Source organism: Fructilactobacillus hinvesii (genome assembly GCF_024029435.1).
Classification (GTDB): domain Bacteria; phylum Bacillota; class Bacilli; order Lactobacillales; family Lactobacillaceae; genus Fructilactobacillus; species Fructilactobacillus hinvesii.
The window spans coordinates 320214-341401 of record NZ_CP097118.1; the positions used below are offsets into that span (position 1 = coordinate 320214).

Annotated in this window: 23 protein-coding genes and 1 riboswitch; of the genes, 10 read left to right on the top strand and 13 right to left on the bottom strand. The window is 41.6% G+C overall.

The genetic code is table 11. The features are described 5' to 3' along the window. Positions 1-242: 242 nt before the first annotated feature. A complete protein-coding gene (locus tag M3M39_RS01510; RefSeq protein WP_252797472.1) occupies positions 243-1343 on the top strand; it encodes a DUF6271 family protein in 1101 nt (366 codons plus the stop codon). A gap of 898 nt (positions 1344-2241) precedes the next feature. Here M3M39_RS01510 and M3M39_RS01515 read toward each other — a convergent pair. The 3 genes from M3M39_RS01515 to M3M39_RS01525 form a co-directional block, all read right to left on the bottom strand. Further along, the gene (locus M3M39_RS01515; RefSeq protein ID WP_252797473.1) at positions 2242-2829 is read right to left on the bottom strand and encodes a hypothetical protein; all 588 of its coding nucleotides are present in this window, start codon (positions 2827-2829) and stop codon (positions 2242-2244) included. 173 nt (positions 2830-3002) lie between these two features. Then, positions 3003-3521 (bottom strand): SA1002 family membrane protein, encoded by a 519-nt coding sequence (locus M3M39_RS01520; protein ID WP_252797474.1) that lies wholly within the window; start codon positions 3519-3521, stop codon positions 3003-3005. A gap of 373 nt (positions 3522-3894) precedes the next feature. Then, a complete protein-coding gene (locus tag M3M39_RS01525) occupies positions 3895-4386 on the bottom strand; it encodes a MarR family winged helix-turn-helix transcriptional regulator (protein ID WP_252797475.1) in 492 nt (163 codons plus the stop codon). 162 nt (positions 4387-4548) lie between these two features. Here M3M39_RS01525 and M3M39_RS01530 point away from each other — a divergent pair, with 162 nt between their 5' ends. Further along, positions 4549-5484 carry an ATP-binding cassette domain-containing protein gene (locus tag M3M39_RS01530; RefSeq protein WP_252797476.1) on the top strand — a complete coding sequence of 312 codons (936 nt, stop codon included), beginning with the start codon at positions 4549-4551 and terminating at the stop codon, positions 5482-5484. 20 nt (positions 5485-5504) lie between these two features. Next, complete coding sequence (locus M3M39_RS01535; RefSeq protein ID WP_252797933.1) at positions 5505-6281, top strand: ABC transporter permease; 777 nt, start codon at positions 5505-5507, stop codon at positions 6279-6281. Here M3M39_RS01535 and M3M39_RS01540 read toward each other — a convergent pair. After that, positions 6166-6558, bottom strand: coding sequence for a transposase (locus tag M3M39_RS01540; RefSeq protein WP_274705493.1), 393 nt, complete (start codon positions 6556-6558; stop codon positions 6166-6168). The two genes, M3M39_RS01535 and M3M39_RS01540, sit on opposite strands and share 116 nt — an antisense overlap. Positions 6559-7325: 767 nt before the next feature. Between M3M39_RS01540 and M3M39_RS01545 the strand changes: the two genes are divergently transcribed. After that, positions 7326-8270 (top strand): alpha/beta hydrolase, encoded by a 945-nt coding sequence (locus tag M3M39_RS01545; protein WP_252797478.1) that lies wholly within the window; start codon positions 7326-7328, stop codon positions 8268-8270. 210 nt (positions 8271-8480) lie between these two features. Here the strand turns inward: M3M39_RS01545 and M3M39_RS01550 are convergent, their stop codons facing one another. Together M3M39_RS01550 and M3M39_RS01555 are read right to left on the bottom strand one after the other, a co-directional pair. Next, positions 8481-8678, bottom strand: coding sequence for a hypothetical protein (locus tag M3M39_RS01550; protein WP_252797479.1), 198 nt, complete (start codon positions 8676-8678; stop codon positions 8481-8483). A gap of 253 nt (positions 8679-8931) precedes the next feature. Beyond that, complete coding sequence (locus M3M39_RS01555) at positions 8932-9147, bottom strand: hypothetical protein (RefSeq protein ID WP_252797480.1); 216 nt, start codon at positions 9145-9147, stop codon at positions 8932-8934. A 185-nt stretch (positions 9148-9332) separates the two neighbouring features. On the opposite strand from M3M39_RS01555, the gene M3M39_RS01560 reads away from it, so the two are divergent. After that, complete coding sequence (locus M3M39_RS01560; RefSeq protein ID WP_252797481.1) at positions 9333-9653, top strand: helix-turn-helix domain-containing protein; 321 nt, start codon at positions 9333-9335, stop codon at positions 9651-9653. Between the two features lie 62 nt (positions 9654-9715). On the opposite strand, the gene M3M39_RS01565 is transcribed toward M3M39_RS01560, so the two are convergent. Beyond that, complete coding sequence (locus M3M39_RS01565; protein WP_252797482.1) at positions 9716-10744, bottom strand: zinc-binding alcohol dehydrogenase family protein; 1029 nt, start codon at positions 10742-10744, stop codon at positions 9716-9718. A gap of 153 nt (positions 10745-10897) precedes the next feature. On the opposite strand from M3M39_RS01565, the gene M3M39_RS01570 reads away from it, so the two are divergent. Together M3M39_RS01570 and M3M39_RS01575 are read left to right on the top strand one after the other, a co-directional pair. Continuing rightward, entirely contained in the window at positions 10898-11347 is a 450-nt protein-coding gene (locus M3M39_RS01570; RefSeq protein ID WP_252797483.1) for a GNAT family N-acetyltransferase, read from the top strand. A 73-nt stretch (positions 11348-11420) separates the two neighbouring features. Then, on the top strand, positions 11421-12125 hold the full coding sequence (locus M3M39_RS01575; RefSeq protein ID WP_252797484.1) for a hypothetical protein: 705 nt from the start codon (positions 11421-11423) through the stop codon (positions 12123-12125). A 70-nt stretch (positions 12126-12195) separates the two neighbouring features. Here the strand turns inward: M3M39_RS01575 and M3M39_RS01580 are convergent, their stop codons facing one another. Both M3M39_RS01580 and menB read right to left on the bottom strand, forming a co-directional pair. Continuing rightward, positions 12196-13635 (bottom strand): o-succinylbenzoate--CoA ligase, encoded by a 1440-nt coding sequence (locus M3M39_RS01580; protein WP_252797485.1) that lies wholly within the window; start codon positions 13633-13635, stop codon positions 12196-12198. Between the two features lie 14 nt (positions 13636-13649). Further along, positions 13650-14471 carry a 1,4-dihydroxy-2-naphthoyl-CoA synthase gene (gene menB, locus M3M39_RS01585; protein ID WP_252797486.1) on the bottom strand — a complete coding sequence of 274 codons (822 nt, stop codon included), beginning with the start codon at positions 14469-14471 and terminating at the stop codon, positions 13650-13652. 61 nt (positions 14472-14532) lie between these two features. Here menB and M3M39_RS01590 point away from each other — a divergent pair, with 61 nt between their 5' ends. Beyond that, positions 14533-14904: a PaaI family thioesterase gene (locus tag M3M39_RS01590; protein WP_252797487.1), complete on the top strand. Its 372-nt coding sequence runs from the start codon at positions 14533-14535 to the stop codon at positions 14902-14904. Positions 14905-14964: 60 nt separating this feature from the next. Here the strand turns inward: M3M39_RS01590 and M3M39_RS01595 are convergent, their stop codons facing one another. The 3 genes from M3M39_RS01595 to M3M39_RS01605 are packed head-to-tail and all read right to left on the bottom strand — an operon-like array spanning position 14965 to position 17477. Next, positions 14965-15402, bottom strand: a complete 438-nt coding sequence (locus M3M39_RS01595; RefSeq protein WP_252797488.1) for a hypothetical protein — start codon at positions 15400-15402, stop codon at positions 14965-14967. A gap of 15 nt (positions 15403-15417) precedes the next feature. Then, positions 15418-16074, bottom strand: a complete 657-nt coding sequence (locus M3M39_RS01600; protein WP_252797489.1) for an energy-coupling factor transporter transmembrane component T family protein — start codon at positions 16072-16074, stop codon at positions 15418-15420. Continuing rightward, positions 16074-17477: an ABC transporter ATP-binding protein gene (locus M3M39_RS01605; RefSeq protein ID WP_252797490.1), complete on the bottom strand. Its 1404-nt coding sequence runs from the start codon at positions 17475-17477 to the stop codon at positions 16074-16076. The genes M3M39_RS01600 and M3M39_RS01605 overlap by 1 nt, the downstream gene beginning before the upstream one ends. Positions 17478-17533: 56 nt before the next feature. After that, positions 17534-17627, bottom strand: a riboswitch (TPP riboswitch). Positions 17628-17797: 170 nt separating this feature from the next. On the opposite strand from M3M39_RS01605, the gene M3M39_RS01610 reads away from it, so the two are divergent. Further along, complete coding sequence (locus M3M39_RS01610; RefSeq protein ID WP_252797491.1) at positions 17798-18343, top strand: biotin transporter BioY; 546 nt, start codon at positions 17798-17800, stop codon at positions 18341-18343. A gap of 41 nt (positions 18344-18384) precedes the next feature. Here M3M39_RS01610 and recA read toward each other — a convergent pair whose 3' ends face one another. Next, the gene (gene recA, locus M3M39_RS01615) at positions 18385-19503 is read right to left on the bottom strand and encodes a recombinase RecA (RefSeq protein ID WP_252797492.1); all 1119 of its coding nucleotides are present in this window, start codon (positions 19501-19503) and stop codon (positions 18385-18387) included. 239 nt (positions 19504-19742) lie between these two features. Between recA and M3M39_RS01620 the strand changes: the two genes are divergently transcribed. Further along, positions 19743-21188 (top strand): APC family permease, encoded by a 1446-nt coding sequence (locus M3M39_RS01620; protein WP_252797493.1) that lies wholly within the window; start codon positions 19743-19745, stop codon positions 21186-21188.

Here is a 21188-nt window from a genome sequence, read left to right on the forward strand (position 1 = left end):
AGTCTAATTAGTGACTACTCCTTTTTATTATGTCTTTACTTTATTTAATCTCCCTTAAAATTAATAAAAATGATAAAATATGTAAAACTTAAATACTGAAGAGGAGAAACCCGATGGCTGCAGAAAAACATCTTTATATAATCCCCACCAATCGTGAAGCTGGTGCTAGCGTCACGAGCCTGATTGATTAAATTAAAATTACATTTGCGCAGGGTAAATTAAGTCCAGATCAACTGGTTTTGGTGGTCCTTGATTCCGGGAATGAACACGATTTCTCCATTAATCATCAGCACTTAATTGCAGCTGTTGCTGATGCTTCGATTAATCCCTATCACGTCAAGGCGGATTATTTTGACCAGCTGTTACAAAAGACAGTAAATCCAGCTGCTGTTGATCTAATCGTGGGTGAAGAATTTTCCTACGGTAAGATGGTAAATAAGATTTCAATCATTGCTAATCTACTAGGAACACGGTATGTCCACCGGAGAGATTCGGATGTTTACTTGCAAAGGGATCATTCCGTAACGCCATTGTTAGCTGAATTAGCAGGTTTTGCGCTGGATGATAAGGTAAAACTGGTCGGGAGTAGTTACGTGGGCGCCTGGGGAATTGATTATTCAGATGTAGAAGATGACCAGGAAACTCTGCGAAAATTATTTTCATTATCGAAACCCAATTATACAACCGCTCAACTAGACGACTATATTAAAAATAAATATGTAGCTGGTTCGAAAGAATTTTTTAACGGAAGATTAACTTTTTCCGAAAGTAAGGCAAATTACATTGATGCCGGGAACTTTGCCCTCAAAGACATCTTTTTAAGTGTCCCGGTTTCTCCTGCCACCGTAACTTCAGGGACGGACTACTTATATCACAATGCCTTGGGAAAATCTGATTGGAAAATGTTGTATCATAACGATCGCGTGGTTCATAAGTACAATGAAGACCGATATGAGCGGATTAATCACATTTTATACGGTGATTCAAAATTACTGTCGCGGTTGATGACAACCGTTACCAAACGTGCTCTGCAGGGCAAGGCCTTATCTGATGATTTTAAAGAGATGGCGACCCAATTAGCTGATGATTATGAAGAGGCATTGGAAACTGACGATTTGCAAAATGATTTAGAGAATACGTTTGCTAAATTTGTTGCGGTCTACGCGTCGATTCCACATGAAAATTATCAGGAAGTGGCACACCATGTTGCCCAGCACAAAGATGAATATCTACAGAAAACAATTGCGGACGTGCATAATTTTGTTAAGCTATTACGTAAATGGCCAGATGTGATGGCTGCAACTAAGAAGATTTCTCTACAATCATTCCAGCTTAAAAATTAGTTATGATGCTATGTTTTTATGATTACTTTAAACAGAAAAAAGGATTAGAACTTTAGTAACTGATCTTTTGGTGGTCAAATAACCGATAATAAGTTATTATATAAACTGAGATTAGATATAAAGATACGTTTTAGTATTTTTATAAATAATTCTCTAAACTAAAAAGAAGTAGGAGTGCAATCCTACTTCTCTCTAGTGTTGGCTAATGCTTGCAACTATCAAGTAACTTAGCAGCACCAGATTCAGCTTAATTTTTCAAGCCAAACCGTTTGTTGCCTGCCATAGCAAAACGGTTTTTTGTTATTTCATAAGTTTAGTAACGAAATCAATGATTTCAATTACTAAGAAAGCCACAATAAGCCATTTCTCAACTGTTTCACCTAAATGGGCGAAGCCCAAAGCTAAGATAAAACAGATTAGGTCGATAACTCTTCGAGTAACACCTAATTCGTTGAGAGAATGTAAAAATTTAGGCATTCATTCATCCCGTCTCAATTTAGTATCATCCTTGAAAGCGGGCTATAACAAAAATGTTTTTGCATAAGCAACACCTCCTTCAGATGTAAAAGAATCGGGTGCTGTTTATGCAACTTAATGAAAAGCCAAACACAATTAATCGTAACATTTTATTTTAAATTGAATTAATACAATAAATCATTTTAAATTGATATTTACAAATTTGATAAGAGGATTTTTGGTTAATAGATTTTAATTAGCTAATTTCTTTGATAATTATTAACTAAGTACAGTTTTGGTAAGTTGTGCTTACGTTGTCGGATGTGATGGCTGCAACTAAGAAGATTTCGCTACAATCATTTGAGATTGATGCTTCTAATAATTAAAAAGGACTCTTTTCGTAATGAAGAGAGTCCTTTTGTTATTTTCAGAAATTAAATGGTTACTTTAAAGAATAACTACCGTCTGGCATAACGTTATAAAGACCGATTGTTCCGCTACCACCTTGAGAACGAAGTAATTTGGATGACATCTTGATTTCGTATACGCCGTTATCAGTCGACATGACATCGTACATATAATCAGGATTATTGCCAAAGGCATTTTTGAGGACATTAACGGCTGCTTCTGATGTGTTAATGACGGTTCCAGTTCCGTTTTGTTGCTGTGAATCTTGAGATGGATTTTGATTGGAATCATTGTTAGTGTCACTATCCTGATTAGTAGCAGAGTTATTACCATTGGCTTGGTTACTTGTAGTGGCATTGTTGGTATCATCATTTTGAGTTGTAGTGGCAGCATCAGTGGTTTGATTTTGATTATTCTGGTTCGTAACGTTCGCAGAATTGTCCTGATTGTCTTTAGTTGACGTCTGGTTTTTTTTCTTTTCGTTACTTTTCTTTTTATTGGTTTGTTGGTGTTCAGTCTTTGTTTGGGAGTTAGTTGCTTTACTTTGAGTATTTTCACAGGCGGTTAAACTGATTAACAATGTTAGTGCCAGCGGAATTACGACTAGGCCTTTTTTCTTCATTCGAGTCTCCTTTGGATTTAATGCTAAAAGCATCTTACCATAGTTTAGCAACTAAAGAAGAGAGTGATGCGTGGCAAACAGAGTTCATCAAATGGTGTTTATTATATTTTTCAGTAACGAAGATAACATTTTTATCTTTGTTATTATGATGGATAGTGATTTTTACTGATTAACTAGTGACCGCGATCCGTTAGATAAATCTTGATCATCGCAATTGAAATCCAGCTTACCAGTAGAAGAGGGAGCACTAAAAGGTTCAGGGTATTAATGTTTAAATTTTCAGCCGAGATCCCAGCCTTGGCGAATACATTTAAATTAGACTTTGAACCGGTCAAAAATTGATAAAGGGTCAATGCGATGGTGGTCCACTGAATGTAGTACTCCACCTGCATGACAATCAAACTGTTTGAATTCTTGAATAACTTTAAGAATTTAATGAAATAAAAATTGATAATGCCACCGATAAACGTGGCAGCCAGACAAAAGGTCAGAATCCGAATGTCATAGTGAAGTAGTTTTACCATGAGAAAATAAACCCCACTGACGGAAAGCAATAATGCGATACTGGATGTAATTTCCATCAAAAAAAAGTAAAAACCAGATTTTAAAAATAAAAATTTATCTTGTGACCGACCGGCGATAAATCCAATCGCTAGTAATAATCCGATTAAAATAATGAGGCTAATTATCATGTTGTTCTCCCTGCCTTTAGTTTCTATCTTAATAATAGAGGACCTCTCAAATGAAAGAAATAGGTTGGATGATATTATCCGAATTAGTTGTTTTTAAAGAGGATTCAAATTAAAAATAACAATCGTCAGCTTAATTATTACTACCACTGTCTTTTTCCATTTCTTGTTCAGCATCTAATTCTTTCTGTCGATTGTATAGTTTTTGCAAAAAGAAGAGCATAATCAGGCAGTAAAGGATAGCTGCAAAACATAATCCAAACATGAAAAAATAGATGACATTAGAAAAATGGGCATTTCTAAATTGACTATGGTAATAAAAAATAATTGCTAGACAGAACTAACTCATTAGAGTTGGACGTTTGTTCAGAGATAACTATTTTATTTTCTTATCTAAATTATTCAGTCGTAGTTTAGTCCCAATGTTCTTAATCCCACTAACACGTAAATTATTTTTAATGCTAAGATTCAGTTTATCGATAATTTTTAACAATTGCGCTTGTTCAGACTCACTTAAATCGTCGAGATAAGGGGGGATGTAAAATCGGCTTTTTTCGGCTTCCTTTCGGCCCTTGTCAGTTAATTTAACTAGCTGAATCCTTCCATCCTGGGGAGATTTTTTCTTGGTAATATAGCCCTTTTTTAGTAGTTTAGCCACAAATTCAGCAACTGATTGTACGCTAATTCCAAGCCGATCAGCCAGGTCTTTTTGGGAAATATTTTCTTCTTCACTTAGTGCCACTAAAATTTTATTTTGGCCCTTAAAGGCCGGTAAATGGCGTTCAGATTGTTCGTTATCTAAATCCTGGAGAACCGTAAATTCAAATAATTTGGCTGCTAGTTGTTGTTTTTTGATTAGTTTATCCAAGTTAATCTCTCCTCCTAGTTGTGCTTTGTTAATTATAGCAGTGATGCTATTCCAACAAAATCATCAGGGGCCTAGATTAATTAGTTGACTTTTTCATCAGGACCCCTTATCATTTTTATTTGTCAGGGGCCCAGACGAAAAAACATAAAGAAGGATTATCTAATGGAAAATGAAAATGCAGTAACAGTTGAGAAACTAACCAAGTCCTTTAAAGGTCACAAAGTCGTAGATCAAATTTCTTTTAATATTCATCGGGGAGAAATCTTTGCCTTATTAGGTCCCAATGGAGCTGGGAAAACTACCACCATAAAAATGTTAACGACCATTTTAAAGCCAACGAAGGGTTCGATTAAAATATTTGGATATGATGTAGAAACTAATGCTATGAAAGTTAGATCGTTGTTTGGATTAACTAGCCAGTCAACGTCTTTAGACGAAGATCTTTCGGCTTATGAAAATTTAATGATTTTTAGCCGGTTAAACGGACTTTCTCGGAGTGCAGCTAAGGTTAGAACGAATGAGTTACTTAACGAGTTTGACCTAGTTGATTCTGCAAAGAAAACGCTGAACAATTTTTCTGGAGGAATGAGAAGAAGATTAGACTTGGCAATCAGTTTAATTGACCGTCCGCAGTTAATTTTTTTAGACGAACCGACTACAGGATTAGACCCTCGTACCAGGGCACAAATGTGGGCAACCATTCGCACTTTAGTTAATGCCGGCTCGACCATTCTCTTAACCACTCAATACCTAGAGGAAGCAGATCAATTGGCTAATCAGGTGGCACTCATCGATCACGGGAAATTGGTGGCGTTAGGAACACCGGACAAGCTCAAAGAGCAAGTCGGGGGACTAAAATTGGTGCTAACGTTTAAAAAGCAGACGCAAGCAGCGGAAGCCAAGCAGTTGCTTGAGTCCACGGTTAGTGTGGGTAAATCATCAACCAAGCAAACCATTACGATTGCGTTAGAAAACGTAGCTGACGTTACTAAAATTTTAAATCGATTAGCAGCCAAGCAACTGGAAGTTACCAAAATTGACGTTCAATATCCGTCATTAGATGATGTCTTTTTTGCGTTGACATTTGGAAAAAACTAGGAGGGACTCCAATGAATTTAATGCAAAAGCAGGAAACTAAACTTGTTTCGAATGTTATTACGATGACTTACAGAAATCTATTGAAAACTTTTCACAATCCCGATTCTTTGTTAGACGTTGTTGTTCAACCAGTATTATTTATGGTGCTGTTTGGGTATCTATTTGGGGGAGCAATTGCAGGGAATGTTCACGACTACCTGCCAATCATTGTTCCAGGAATTTTGATGCAAGCGTTACTTTCCGCAGCATCAGGATCAGGGACCCAAATTAGTGATGACATGAATACGGGGATTTATACGCGTTTCAAATCACTTCCAATTTCCCCACTAGCACCATTAGCAGGGCAATTATTAGCAGATATTTTTCGATTGTTATTAGCGGCCCTTGCTGCGATAGTAACGGGATATTTAATGGGGTGGAGACCCCATTCCGGATTTGGGTGGTTAATTGTAGTGATCATGCTGGATGTTTTCCTTGGGTGGGCACTTAGTTGGATTTTTGCGCTATACGGCTTAATTGCCAAAAGTGCAACCATGGTCGAAAGTATCTCATTGATGACAATGTTGATCTTAATTTTTCTTTCCAATGCCTTTGTTCCTGTTCAAACACTACCACGCTTCATGCAATTTTTAGTCCAAATAAATCCTGTTTCATACGTAATTAGCGCTTCACGGACCATTCTTAATGATGGTTTTTGGCCCTGTGATGCGTGGATCGTTCTAGGAGCAGGAGTGTTGACCGTATTGGTCTTTTCACCACTGACAGCAATTGTTTATAATTACAAAAATAATAAATAACAAGTGGTTGGGGGAAACTAGTTTGTGTGTGTTTATACTTACCCTGAGAGGTTATTTTGGTCATTAGTTTAAACATTTTCGTAGATTTAGACTCGTTAGGAGGAGTCTGCAAATCATTTTCAACAGCTTTTCGCCCACGTAAGTGGATTCGACGCACACCAAAATCAGCTTTCATTCTAACGAAAACTGGTTCTACCTCTAGGTTATTTTTCATATAAATATGCTTTCTTTCATCACTACTTAATTTTTCTTTAGCTAGATTTTTGAAGGATTCAATGGAATCAGGAGTATTGTATCAGTAAGGTTATGAAAAATTCCAAAATCTAAAACAAATTGATTATTCGTGGCAACCCCAGTTCATCAAATGGTGTTTATCATACCTTTCAGCAACGACGATAACATTTTTGTCTTTGTTGTTATAATTATAATTTGTGGTGATTTTGGTTAATGCTTAATTCAAAGAAATATAACTATTATTTTCACGATAATTATTTCTTCTATTACTGATTAACTAGTGTCTGGGGTCCGTTAGATAGATCTTAATCATCGCAATTAAAATCCAGCTTACCAGTGATAGAGGGAGCACTAAAAGGTTTAGGGTATTAATATTTAAATTTTCAGTCTAGATCCCAGCTTTGGCGAATACATTTAAATTAGACTTCGATCTGGTCAAAAATTGGTAAAGGGTCAAAGCAATGGTGGTCCACTGAATGTAGTATTCCACCTGCATGATAATCAAATTGTTTGAATTCTTGAATAATTTTAAGAATTTAATGAAATAAAAATTGATAATGCCACCAATAAATGTGGTAATGAGGTGCTTTTAGTAACGATTAGTTATGGTTCTTCTAACGGTCTTTAAAAGTCCAAGCGAAGGTTAGTAATTATCAGCTCCTAATGAAAGTTTATTAGTTATCTCTGGATCTACTAATGACCAAAAAATTAGATATGTAAAATTATACACATTAGTGTTCTAATTGGGTCACAATTATATTACACATTAGTGTAAAATATTAGTATAAACAAGAAAAGGAGATTGAAATTATGATTACAACAAAAGACGTTAGTTTTAAAGCCCGTGATCTTGGTGGATTAGAAATCCAAGGCCGCTTATTTTTCCCCGAAAATTTTGATGAAAGTCAAAAGCATCCAGCCATTGTCGTAAATCACCCAACGACGAGTGATTTTAACCAAACTTCTGGAAAAATTTACGCTACTAAATTAGCCCAAAGGGGTTGGTTAGCACTCGCTTACGATTCTCCTTACCAAGGCCGCAGCGAAGGAGAACCACATAACTCTGAAATTCCTTACGCTCGAACCATTGGTGTGATGGCTGCGATTGATTTCTTAGACACGCTCTCATATGTAGATCCAGAACGAATTGGAGCTATGGGAATTTGCGGTGGTGGTGGTTACACCTTGAATGCCGCTAAATTTGATAAGCGGATTAAAGCAGTGGCCGGCATTTGTCCTGCTGATGTGGGAACGATTTACCGGGAAACCTTTGGTCAAAATGATCAAGCTTTGATTAAAAGCTTAGAGGACATGGCTAAGCAACGAACTGCTGAAGCTCAAGGTGAACCAATTAAATATATTCCTGCTTTACCAGCTAGCCAAGAAGAACGGGAAAAAGCTGGAATTAATGATATTGACATTAAACAAGCCATTGATTACTACCTTACTCCTCGTGGTCATGATGAATTTGCACCTAATCAGTATGTTTACAGTAGCGTTTCTATGATGATTAATTTTGATCCAGCAATTTTGGCAGAAAAATTAGCTACGCAACCATTAGAAATTATTGTTGGAGACGTTCCGGGAGCCTTTGGTTCTTACCGGTTTGGTTACGAATATTATGATAAGGCTGCTGCTGATGATAAAGAATTAGTTGTCTTGCCAGGTGTAAGTCACTACGACCTTTATGATCAACCAGAAGCAACTGATACGGCTGTAGCAAAGCTAAATGATTTCTTTGGCAACCGGTTATAAGATTCGTTTTATGAATGTAGATGAGGGATTAGTTTAATTTATTCCTCGTTTGCTAAAAGGATGCATTTATTGTTAATCTTCTTATATTTTTTGATGAGATTGTTTCTCATGATGTAACTTTTAAGAAATTTAGTTACTAAGTTGTGGAAATTAACAAAACAGCTGAATAATAAAAATGGGATTAGTCGTTTCAGACTAATCCCATTTTTATTATGATTTTAATGTTTCTTTGAGTGCCCAAATAGATTTAACTGCACAGCATATAAAGAAGATTAATCCAATGATATAAATGACTCTCAATATCATTGGATCGTTTTTGTAACAAATGGCAGATATAGAAAGCCAGATTGCAATCAATGATGCAATCATTTGTACGATTGGCCAGCCGATTTTTTTGATTGTTTGCATAGATTAATTTTCCTCCGTTTCTTTTTATTATTTTTTTAAGCGTTTTATGATTACTAGGCTAGCTTTAATTGCGCAACACACCACGAAGATTAACATAATGATGCAAATTCCTCTTAGAAATAGAGGTGCATTCTGGTTACAAAATCCGACTGCTGCTATCCAGATAGAAATAAGGGACGCAATTAATGAAACAATTGACCAACCAAGGTTATTTTTTATTGGCATAGAAATTCTCCTTTGCTTGCTTGTGTTTTTATGCTTGCTTGATTTTATCTTTCAGAGCTAGTGCAATTTTAATCGTACAAATGGCAAAATAAATTACCGCTAAAGTGACAAGGACTAACATTATTGTGGGGAGCGGTTTGGTAAAAATTCCGTATAATCCGGTTCCCATTAAAAATAAACCACAGATAATCTGGAAAATGTTGCCACCAATACTGGGATATATTTTGACAAATTTAAACTTCATAATTCATCCTCCTTCTTTTCCTTATTCGTAGTTTATCAAGTTAAAATCGGTTAAACTACCTTCATTCCGCGCTTGAGTAGTTTTTAAGACAGATGATTAATGATTAAGACATTGCTTTAATTAGTAATAGTTTGTAACCTTTTATAAAAAGGTTCATCAGCTTTTCTGAGAAAGGGTATTAGTTTATGAAATTATCAGAAAAAATTAAGCAGGCGCGGATGGAAAATAATCTAACCCAGCAGCAACTTTCTGACGAAATCAACATCTCCAGAAAAACTTTATCGGGCTGGGAGAATGACCGAAGTTCTCCCAACGTTGAATTACTTCATGATTTAGCCAAGTGCTTAAATAAAGATGTTTTATATTTTATTGAAGATCAGTCTGAATTTAATGAAGGAGAACTGGCGACTGAAAATTCACTAATTTTAAGAAGATTGGTGAGCATCATTTCTCTTTGTTTGAATGTCTTCTTTGTCTTGGTAATCTTGTACGTCTTCTTTAAATAGTTACTATAAAAGAGAAAAAGTCTATCTCAGTTGTGTGAGGTAGACTTTTTTGTTTGATTTAATTAATTTTCCACAACCACTTTTCCCATCATTTGGTGGCTCTCCACTAACTTAGTGGCCGCCCGTAAGTTTTCGGCGTTGATAGGGCTGAACGTTTTAGTCAACGTGGACTGTAACTGGCCTTGATCTAAAAGCTGGCTGACTTGGTCAAGAATTTCGTGTTGGGTAATCAAGTTCGGGGTTTGATACCACGACTTGGTGTACATCCATTCCCAACCAAAGCGGACCATCTTCCGTTTCAACGGTTGAAAGTTGAGATCTTTGCCACTCCCAGTCGTCGAAACAATGGTTCCAAGCGGAGCGATTAACTGACTAATGTCATCCCAATAGTGATCCAGATTTTGGAGTTCGAGGACGTAGTTAACCGTTTCAAAGCCCAGCTGATGCACTTGTTCCACCAGATTTTGATGGTAATCAACCGTGTAATCGGCGCCGTGCTGCAGCGTCCAATCCTTGGTTTGCGGAGTTCCGGCGGTGGCAATGACTTGCAGTCCGGCTAAGTGGGCTAACTGGGTGGCTACAGACCCGACGCCCCCAGCGCCGTTGATGATTAAAATCGATTGTTGGGCATTGGCTTCGTGATGGTTCCGGTCAATGTTCATTTGCTCAAATAGTGATTCCCAAGCAGTGAGACTCGTGAGGGGCATGGCGGCTGCTTCAGCGGTAGTTAGTTGCTGCGGAGCATGACCGACAATGCGTTCATCAACGGCTTGGTATTCGCTGTTGCTACCAGGCCGATTGTAAGCTCCCGCATAAAAGACGCGGTCACCAACATTGAATAAGCTCACGTTTGATCCCGTTTTAACCACAGTTCCGACCGCATCGTAGCCGATGATTTTTGGTTCATTTAGAGTCGATGATTGCCCTTTACGGGTAAAAATATCAACCGGATTGACCGATACGGCGTCTACTTGGACCAGTAAATCATGGTCATTAAGCGTTGGAATGGCTGTTTGAAATTCAAAGAGACTCTCGGGATTATCGATGGGTAAGTAGTGGGTGTAGCCGATGGCATTCATAAGTTCTGTCATGATGGTTCTCCTTTGTTGGTTGATTTTACCCCTAGTATAAACTCTGCTTCCTTCAAATTTCTGGAATTTAGTTTATTAGGTCTGGGCTTTGGGGCTATCAAAATGGTAAACTAATTTCAATTTCAGTCGAAAACTAACAGAAAGGGATTTCCAATGTTTCAAGTTCAGCACCTCCAAGACATGAATCCAGTGACCGTCTACCAAATTTTGCGGGCTCGCTCCCAAGTCTTTGTTGAGGAACAAAAAATTGATTATTGTGATCCGGATGACCAGGATTTAACGGCCTTACATTTGTTTGAGCAGTCGGACCAGGGGGAAGTAATTGCCTATGCTCGGGTATTTCGGGATGGAGACCACGTGACCTTTGGCCGAGTACTTACAAGTGCTGCAGTTTGCGGAACTGGGAAAGGGCGCGAATTGTTAACCGCCATTCTCAAACTATGCCAAACTCGATTTCCTGGGTTACCAATTGTGATTAACGCGCAAATGCAGGCAGTTGGTTACTACGAAAAACAGGGATTCGTAATTGAAGGCGAGCCGTTTTTAGAAGTTGAGTTTCCGCACGTGCGGATGAGGTATCGGCATCGATTAGTAGATTGCTAATTCGTCTTTAATGTCTTTTTGTTATTATTTAGTTAATTAATCATAAGGAAATTAATATTTAGAGGTTTTTAATATGACGATATTAAATTCGAACAGTAGTAGTCCATGTCTTTTTATAAGATTTGATAAAAAGGGAGCTCATTTCAATGACTTTATCAATAGAAAATTATATTTTTCGTCATTAAATGCTTTTCATAAAAGTGGATTGTTAAATGGACAAGGTGATGAATTAGAAGGTGTTTTTCCTGGGAATGCTAATGAAGGATTAAATCGCGTAGATACATTTGTTCCCGCTAATTTAAATAAATTTAAAATATTATCGTTAACTGGATGTTATCCTAAAGACGTTATTGAAGTAAGTAGTGGTTATCCTGATAAAACAGCCATTGAACCCTCTGAGGAATTTAAAAATAACTTAATTAATAGTGATATGAATAAAGATCGTGAAGGATCTTGTATTTTATTTAGAGACATTTACGTTTTTGTTGATAAATTTAATAAAAAATATAAATGTCAAGGATTATATTTATCTTTAAATAAAGTGAGATATTCAACTAATGTTATTCGACAGATTGCTAATAGAAAATTAAATTCTTCCACCATAGTAGATACAAAAGAAATTATATATTTATTATCATTAAAGCGTGATGAATATAGGTATCAACAAGAATGGAGATTTATACTATCTGGAGATGGAGTTCCGGTAAAAGAACAGCCAATTGATGTAAGCGATTTAATTAAACCTGAGCATTGGTTTCGTCCTTTTTATAAAAGGTAATTGGTTCTTAAAACATAAAATAAACCCTTTGAGCTATAGAGATATAACTTAAAGGGTTTATTTATTTTAATTATTCATGCTTTTTCAACCACTTTACCAATTCCACTCGTTGTAACTTTCCGTTCGCAGTCTTAGGCAGGTGGTCAACCAAGTGAAGTTCTTTGGGGAACTTGTACTTAGCCAGTTTGCCGGTGAGAAATTCCTGGACTTCTGCCAGATTCCAAACCTGGTCCGTCACTAAAAAAGCGACTGGGATGGAGCCCCAAGTGGCATCGGTTTTACCCACGACGGAACTTTCTTGCACACCAGGTAGTTGATTCAACACCTGCTCAACTTCGTGGGGATAAATGTTTTCGCCTCCGGAAATAATGAGTTCGGTGAGTCGACTTTTGACGTACAAAAAGCCTTCATCGTCGACGTAGCCGAGATCACCGGTCCGAAACCAACCAGATGCCGTTGTTTTCTCCGCCAGTCGTTGCGGTTGGTTCAAGTAACCCGGGGTCAGATTATCGCCTTTGAGCAGGATTTCACCGATTTCGCCAGGGCGACTCACATTCGCAATCTTAAGACTAACCGGAAAGAGCGGTTTGCCCACCGAGCCTAGCTTTCGTTGGGCATCAGCTGGATTGAGCGCTACGACCTGCGAGGCCGTTTCCGTCATCCCGTAGGATTGAATCACCGGGATGTGTTTTTGCTCACATTGATCCAGCGTGGCCTGATCAATTGCGCCACCCCCTAAGAGCATGTAGCCAAAGTTATCAGAGTAAGGTTCGTGTTTTGCAGCCAATAACTTTTTGAGCATGTAAGGCACCACCGAAATGATGGTTCCTTGACCGTGCACCAAATCCTGCGTGATGGCCTGGGGATCAAAGTGTTCGTATAACCGCACTGGCATGCCGTACAACAGGCTCCGCATTACAATCGAAAGACCACTGATATGGTACAACGGGACGGCACAAATCCAGCAATCGGATTTTGTGACTGGCAAGTTTAATTCAGCCCCCATCGCACTCGTCCAGTGGTTGCGGTAACTTTGACAAACTCCCTTGGGGCGTCCGGTCGTTCCTGACGTGTACATAATGCTAGCTAACGCATCCAGATCGGTTGGTTGGGCCGTCCAGTCAGCTTGCGGCTGCCATTCCAGCTGATCGAGAGCCAGGAGTTTCACAGCGGCCGCAGCCTGTAATTGTGGCAGAAATTCCTGGGTGGTTAAAACGGTCTGCACCTGGGCATCTTTGATTTGATACTGTAGTTCGGGAATCGTTAGATGCTTATTGAGACACACAATTGGTTCACCGAGTTGCTGCAGCGCCAGGATCCCCATGTATAACGCAGGGGTGTTGTTACCTAGGATGGCAACGCGCCCTGGTTTTACTAACCGCGGTTGTAAGCGGGCACAGAGACCATTAACTTGTCGTTGCAGTTCTTGAAAGCTCCAGTGCTGGTCGTGAAAAGAGAGCGCCAGCCGTTTGGGCGTTAGTTGGGTTCGTTTTTGTAACCAATTATCCATTGTGAACCTGGTTTCTAAGGAAATTTCGGGAATTGGTCAAAGTTTGGTTTTCGTTTTTCCAAAAAGGCGTCGCGCCCTTCCTTAGCTTCATCACTGGTGTAGTAGAGAAGGGTGGAATCACCAGCTAGTTGTTGAATTCCGGCTAAACCATCAGTGGCAGCGTTCATAGAAGCTTTGATTAACCGGAGTGCCATTGGTGAACGTTGTAAGAGCACGTCACACCAGTCGAGGGTTTCTTGTTCCACGTCGGCTAACGGCACAACTTTGTTAATCCAGCCCATTTGAAAGGCTTCGTCGGCAGTATAGGTCTTGCACGTGAACCAAACTTCCTTGGCCCGTTTGATCCCAATTGTGTCGGCCAGTAATCCCGAGCCATAACCACCGTCAAAACTACCAACTTTTGGCCCAGATTGGGCAAACTTGGCGTTGTCAGCAGCAATTGTTAGGTCGCAGACGAGTTGGAGGACGTTTCCTCCGCCGACGGACCAACCCCGCACCATGGCAATCACGGGCTTCGGAATCACCCGGATCAGGTGTTGTAGGTCGAGGACGTTTAAGCGGGGAATGTGGTCACTACCGACGTAACCGCCGTTGCCCCGGACACCCTGATCGCCACCGGAACAAAAGGCCAGGTCACCTTGACCGGTTAAAATAATCACGCCGATGGTTTCGTCGTCGCGGCATTGGGCGAAGGCATCAATCATTTCATTGACGGTTTGCGGGGTAAAAGCATTCCGTTTTTCGGGTCGGTTAATGGTAATTTTAGCAACCTTATCACAGCGTTCAAACAGGATATCTTGGTATTGATTTGGAATTGTTTCCCAGGTAGTTGTCATAAGAACCTCCAATGGTAATAATGGAATAAACTGTAGCAAACTAACGGAAGTGGTGAAGAACGTGAATTTACTTGAACTATTGAACATTCAAACCGAGCTCGTAACGCCCGAGCGGGTGGTGTTGACCTTAAATGTGACCGAACGGGAGCAACAACCTTACGGCTTGATGCATGGCGGGATGAGCTGTGTGTTAGCGGAAACAGCTGCCAGTATCGGAGCTAATCAACAATTAAGGTCTGACGAAGCTGCCGTGGGCGTTAACATTGAAACCCATCACTTAGCCTCGGTTCGTACGGGACTGGTCACCGCGACAGCGACTCCCGTACAACGGGGTCATCGTCTTCAAGTTTGGCAGGTGAACATCAAGCACGCCGACCAGTTGGTTAGCACCAGCACCGTTACGCTCACCAAGCATCCGTTAGTAGGCCATTAGTCTTATTTTAGCAAACTCTTGGGGCTGGCTCCCCCGTTGTAACTAAAATTTAATTCAGCGTTAGGAGTCCCATTGGGCTAACGCTCCCGATAGTGCTGCACTGAGCGCTAGGGCCAGTGGATCTGAAGTGGGAAGATATTGCTTAATGAGTGGTTGCTGGTTGAGCTTAATTTCAAAGTAGTTAGAAGTCCCAATTGTTCCATTTACACTAGCGATCTGCAGGAGTTGGGGTTGCCAGAGCTCAGCTGGGGAAATGTGGTTGAGGACGGCGGGGAAACTCGGGGCTGCTTTAGTCAGTTCAATTACCATGAGGGCCGGTTGCCAGACAGTCGGATTACGGAGTAAGGCAGTGAACCAGTTTTTAGTGATCTCATCGGCTGGCAGTTGACTATACTGACCTTGATAGGCGCGGGCAAGTTTGATCAGGTCCCTGTCAGTGATTTGTTGTTGTTGAAAATAAGCCTGGATTAGCTTAGCAGCCGTTTCATTATCATTCATTTTGCTGCTCCTTTCCTAGGCCGGGGCGAGAAAGAGCACCAGTTGGACGAGCACGAGGGCACCAAGTAAAACCAGCCAGTCTCTTTTTGTGATTCGGATGGGATTGGCAAAGGTCCGGGGTTGATCCTCCACAAAGCCCTGTGATTCCATGGCGCGGGCGAGGTGATTAGACCAGCCAAGGGCGACAACTAGCGCCTTGAAGTAAATCGTGGGTCCCCACGGATGCAAAACTTGCCCCCGCATGTTACCGCTGGCCCGGATCACTTTTAGTTCCTGTTGAAACCGAGGGACGAGGTTGATGGCCGCAAGCACCCCGTAGACAAATTTGGACGGCACGTGGGCATTTTGTTCCAGGGCTTGTGCTAAGCGGAGCATGGGTGTTGTTAGTGAAAAGCTTAGCCCAAGATACACGTAGGCGTAGAGTCTGGTGAAGAGGACGCTACCCATGTACAAACCGTTGGTGCCGTAGTACACCTGGGAAAAGAAGATTCCAAGGGCGGGTAACAAAGCAATTAAACTGAACGTGCCCACCGTTTTGAGCTGGCGTCCTTGTTTCCAGATGAGGTAGCCAAGGCAGACGATGATTAACGCCAGATTAATGGTTAAATTGGGGATTAGTGAAATTTCAAAGGCGATTAAAACGATTAATAGTAATTTTAGGGCGGGATTCATTAGTGAGCCTCCTGATAGGTAAACGTGTGATCGGCAAGGTGGAGGTGATATTCATAGAAGCCGGGCGTAGCAAAGCGCTGGTGGCTAATGACTAACAATAGGTGATCAGGACCTTGGTACTGTTGTTTTAGTAGTTTCTGCACGGTGACCACCGAATCCTGATCCAATCCAGCAAAGGGCTCGTCTAGGAGTAAAATTTTTGGGTTGCGAATTAACATCACCAGGATTTGGAGTTTCTTTTGCTGTCCGCCACTTAAGGTGTAAACACTTTGTTGCTCGTGGCCCGTCAGCTGTAATTGTGCTAATGCGTGCTGAATTGATTCTTTGTTCCACGTGGAACACTGGCTAGTTTGAAGGGATAATTCTAATTCTTCGGCGACGGTGACCCGTAACAATTGATCAGGGGCTGATTGAAAAACCAGTCCCAACTGGTCGTAGTAACGTTTGTTTTTGATTTTTTGAATGTTGTGGTGGTTCAGGTCAATGGTCCCGGCGTACTTTTGGAGCTTGCTGAGACTCTTTAAAAGAGTGGATTTCCCGCTCCCACTGGGACCAGTTAGTAACGTGCAGCCCGCTGGAATTCGAAGGGATGGTACCGACAGCAATGTAGTGGCTTCATAACTAATTTGATAGTCCTGGAGTTGAAACAGGCCACTATCAGTCGAAGGAAGCGTAAAACGTTGCGCTGGTTGCTGCCGGTTTGCAAATAATTCAGCCTGGGCAGCTGGAGATAGGAGTTGGAGCTCGTGAGTTCCGGGTTCTACGGTGACAACGTGGTCTACCAGATCCTGATAACCGGTTAAATCATGATCGGAAACAATGATGGTTTTGCCCCGTTCGTTTTGCAGTTGCTGGAGTTTGCGCAGGATGTCTCGTTTAGATTGCGGATCAATGCTTGCAAACGGTTCGTCCAGCAGAAAAATGGCCGGATCAAGCGCAACCATGGTGGCTAAAATGGCCTTTTGTTTTTCCCCCCCAGAAAGGGAGAGCACCTGCCGGTCGGCGAGATGGCCGATTTGACAAAAATCTAAGGCAGCGTGAATGCGATCGGGGATGAGCTCTGGATCAGTTTGCTGATTTTCCAAAGCAAATTGGAGCTCGCCAGCGACCGTTTGCATCACAAACTGTTGGTTGGGATCTTGGAGCATCAAGCTCACTAGTTTAGAACGGTCCTCAGCCGGTAATTGGTCGAGAGGTTGTTGGTTGAGGGTAATTGTCCCTTGATATTCCTGGGTGCTTAACCCAGCCATCAATTCCAATAGGGTTGATTTACCACATCCAGATGGGCCACTTAACAGCCAAAATTGACCGGTGGGAATTTCTAACTGAACGTCGTGAAACAAAGGTTCTGGTTGATTCGGGTATTTAAAACTAAAATGTTGCAGTGTGACTGCTGCTTCCATAGCTTCCTCCAATAAAAAACCGCCCTCCAAGATGGGGGACGGTTGAATTTTTTTGCGACAACTGTGTGTCAGGTTACCTCCGCTAGCATTACCTAGATCAGGTTCAACGGGTATTATCTCAGCCGTAAATTGGCACCCCAGCTATTCGATTACGTTTAGTATACCAGATTTAACTTTCGGTGGGAGGATTATAAAAGTGACATTTAGAGGAAACTGTTCGGCGCAAAAGGGCAGTAGCACGGCAATGTTATCAATCAGGTGGGCAATTTGCTCCAGGTTTGGCACAATTAAACCAACTATGTGTAAAGGATGGAACATTTATGAGAATAAAAGAACTGACTTACTGCGCGTTAATGATTGCCATCATTGCGTGTCTCGGATTAATTCCGTTGATTACGATTCCCTTTTTACCGGTGCCCATTTCGTTTCAAACGGCCGGGATCATGCTGGCGGGATCTTGTTTGGGACGCAAACTCGGTTTTTGGAGCGTGACTCTCTTCTTGCTGTTAGTTGCCGTAGGACTCCCACTGTTAGCTGGTTTTCGGGGTGGGTTCGGCGTTTTCTTTGGTCCCACCGCTGGGTATTTAATCAGTTGGCCCTTTTGTGCTTATGCAATCGGATGGCTAGTTGATCACTTGGCTAGACGCCCCCGTTTTTGGGTCTTTTTAATTGCCAACTTAGTGGGAGGAATGGTCTTGATGAACCTCGTTGGGGCAGCGTATCTTGTTTGTCAAAGTGGATTGTCTTTCGTCCAAGTTTTAATTAGTAGTGTCGCCTTTTTACCAGTGGATGCGGTGAAGGCCATCGTCGTTTCCCTAATTGCGGCTCAGCTGCAGCGACATCATTTACTTCCCCATTTTCATTAAAAAAAGAGACACTTTTTCGAAAAGTGTCTCTTTTAAGTTGGTTAAACGTCTAAATCAGTTTCACTCGGTTTAGCAGTGTCGTCCGTAGTTGGGGTTGTGTTTTTTTCATTTTCCGCTTGTGCATCTGTTGCGGCTTGGGGTTCTTCTTTTTCAATTCCGTAAGCCACCCGAACCTTGTGGGTTAATTCATCCACTAGTTCTGGTTTTTCTTTTAGATTTGCAACGGTCTTATTTAATCCTTGGCCTAAGCGTTCTTCACCATAGGAATACCAGGATCCAGACTTGTTAATGATGTCTTTTTCTACGGCCAGGTTTACCATGTCAGCGACTGGTTCAATTCCGTGACCAAAACTCATCAACGTGTCAACCGTCTTAAAGGGCGGAGCAACCTTGTTTTTGGCCACTTTAATCTTAGTCTCTTTTCCGACGATTTCTTGACCATCTTTGGACTGCTTACTTCCGCTGACCCGTAGCCGAATGCTGGAGTAGAACTTCAAAGCCCGACCACCAGGAGTGGTTTCGGGATTACCAAACATTACTCCCACTTTTTCTCGCAGTTGGTTAATGAAAATCACTACGGTTTTGGTTTTGTTAATGTTGGCCGTCAGTTTCCGGAGGGCTTGAGACATTAGACGCGCTTGTAGTCCCACGTGGGAATCGCCAATATCACCTTCGATTTCAGACTTTGGAACAAGCGCCGCCACGGAATCAACTACGATTAGGTCAATTGCACCGGAACCAATTAGGGCATCCGCAATTTGCAGTCCTTCTTCACCAGTTCCCGGTTGGGAAAGAAGCAAGTCATCGATGTTAACGCCCAGTGCCTTTGCGTACTCGGGATCCATCGCATTTTCGGCATCAATATAAGCCGCGGTCCCGCCGTTTTTCTGTAATTCGGCGACGGCCTGGAGGGCAATCGTCGTTTTCCCAGACGATTCTGCTCCAAAGATTTCAACCACCCGGCCGCGGGGGAAACCACCAATTCCAAGGGCAATGTCTAAGGATAAAATCCCCGTGGAAATGGCTTCAACGTTGGAGCTTGGTGATTCACCCATCCGCATGATGGCACCAGTTCCGAATTCTTTTTTAATTTGCTTTAAAGCTTTGTCAAGTTCGGCTTGACGAGCATCTTGTGCGCTCTTTTTTGAATTTGTGGCCATTCAAAGCACCCTTTCTGTTCAATGTGAACATATGTTTGGTTCCTCAATAATAATTATTCTACGCTATTAAGTACGAAATTCCAACCCAAAACGGTTCTTTAATGAAGCCGATTTGGTGAAAATGATTTCGCGTGGGCTTCGTTAATTATAACTTATTTTGAGAAAGGTGTATCTTTGCAAAAAATTAACCATTATAATGAATCAATAATTAAACTAGTTTGCTAAAGGAGGTTTTTAGGATGAATAAAATTTGGGAACGATTGACCCGAAAAGCTTCGGCACAGGGATTAATTGATCAAGATTCCCGCTTAGAACCCCATATGACCACGAAGGATTTGCTGGGGCTGGGCTTGGGAATGGTGGTTGGAACCGCCATTTTTACCTTGCCTGGAATTGTAGCGGCAGAACACACGGGACCAGCGGTGGCCCTTGCCTTTTTGGTGGGGGGAATCGGTGCGGGACTAGCGGCGTTAGCTTATGCTGAAATGGCTGCTACTTTACCAGTTGCCGGGTCGGCCTTTTCGTGGATTAGTGTGTTGTTTGGAGAAGGTTTTGGTTGGATTGCCGGTTGGTTGATGCTGTCTGAATACTTTTTGGCAATTACCTTTGTGGCATCCGGCTGGTCAGCTTACGTCCAGGGATTTTTAGGGGAGTTTGGTTTCCATCTCCCAGCGTATCTAGCGTCTGGATACAACCCGAAAACGGGAGGCTTTTTTGACGTATTTGCGGCGCTTTCCATCATCTTAGTAAGTTTATTATTGAGTCGGAAAATGGCGGGAGTTAATAAGCTTGAAAACCTGTTGGTGATCTTAAAGGTTGCCGTGGTGGTAATGTTCATCGTGGTGGGATTAACGGCCATTCACCCCGCTAACTACCACCCGTTTATCCCGGCGCACCGTCCGGGGACCGCTTTTGGTGGTTTTACTGGAATTCTGGCTGGAGCAGCCCAGGTCTTTGTGGCATACGGGGGCTTTGATGTGATTGCTTCTAATACCGCCGAAACAAAGGATCCAGGCAAGAACATGCCTCGAGGAATTTTAGGGACGTTGATCATTGGAAGTTTACTGTTTGTGGGGGTTTCCCTGGTTCTGGTGGGAATGTTTAAGTACAGCACTTACGCTGGAAATGCCGAACCATCAGCCTGGGCCTTGCGCCACACTGGCCATCTGCTGACGGCAAACATGCTGTCGTTGGTAGCAATTGTTGGGATTTTTGCCTCGCTAATTGGGACTCAACTAGCTAGTTCCCGGTTAGTGTATGCCTTTGGTCGGGATGGACTATTACCCCGCAAATTAGGTCGGGTTAACAAGAAGCACAATCCTGCCAACGCGCTGCTCGTGGTTACGGTGGCTGCCGTAGTAGTCGGAGCAATGCTACCGTTTACGTTCCTAGCCAACTTGGTTTCAGCCGGAACGTTGATTTCTTTCATGTTCGTGTCTCTAGGAATTTATGCTCTGCGACCGCGTGAGGGGAAGGATCTGCCGGTTCCAAAGTTTCGGATGCCATTGTACCCGGTCCTACCAGCACTTTCAGCTCTGATTTCGTTCGTAATCTTTTGGGAATTAAGTAACGATGCTAAAATCTTGACCCTCTGCTGGTTTGTGATCGGGGTATTAATTTACATCTTCTACGGAGCCCGTCATTCTAAAACGGCAGACGGCCAATCCGAGCAAGGAGGGGTATAG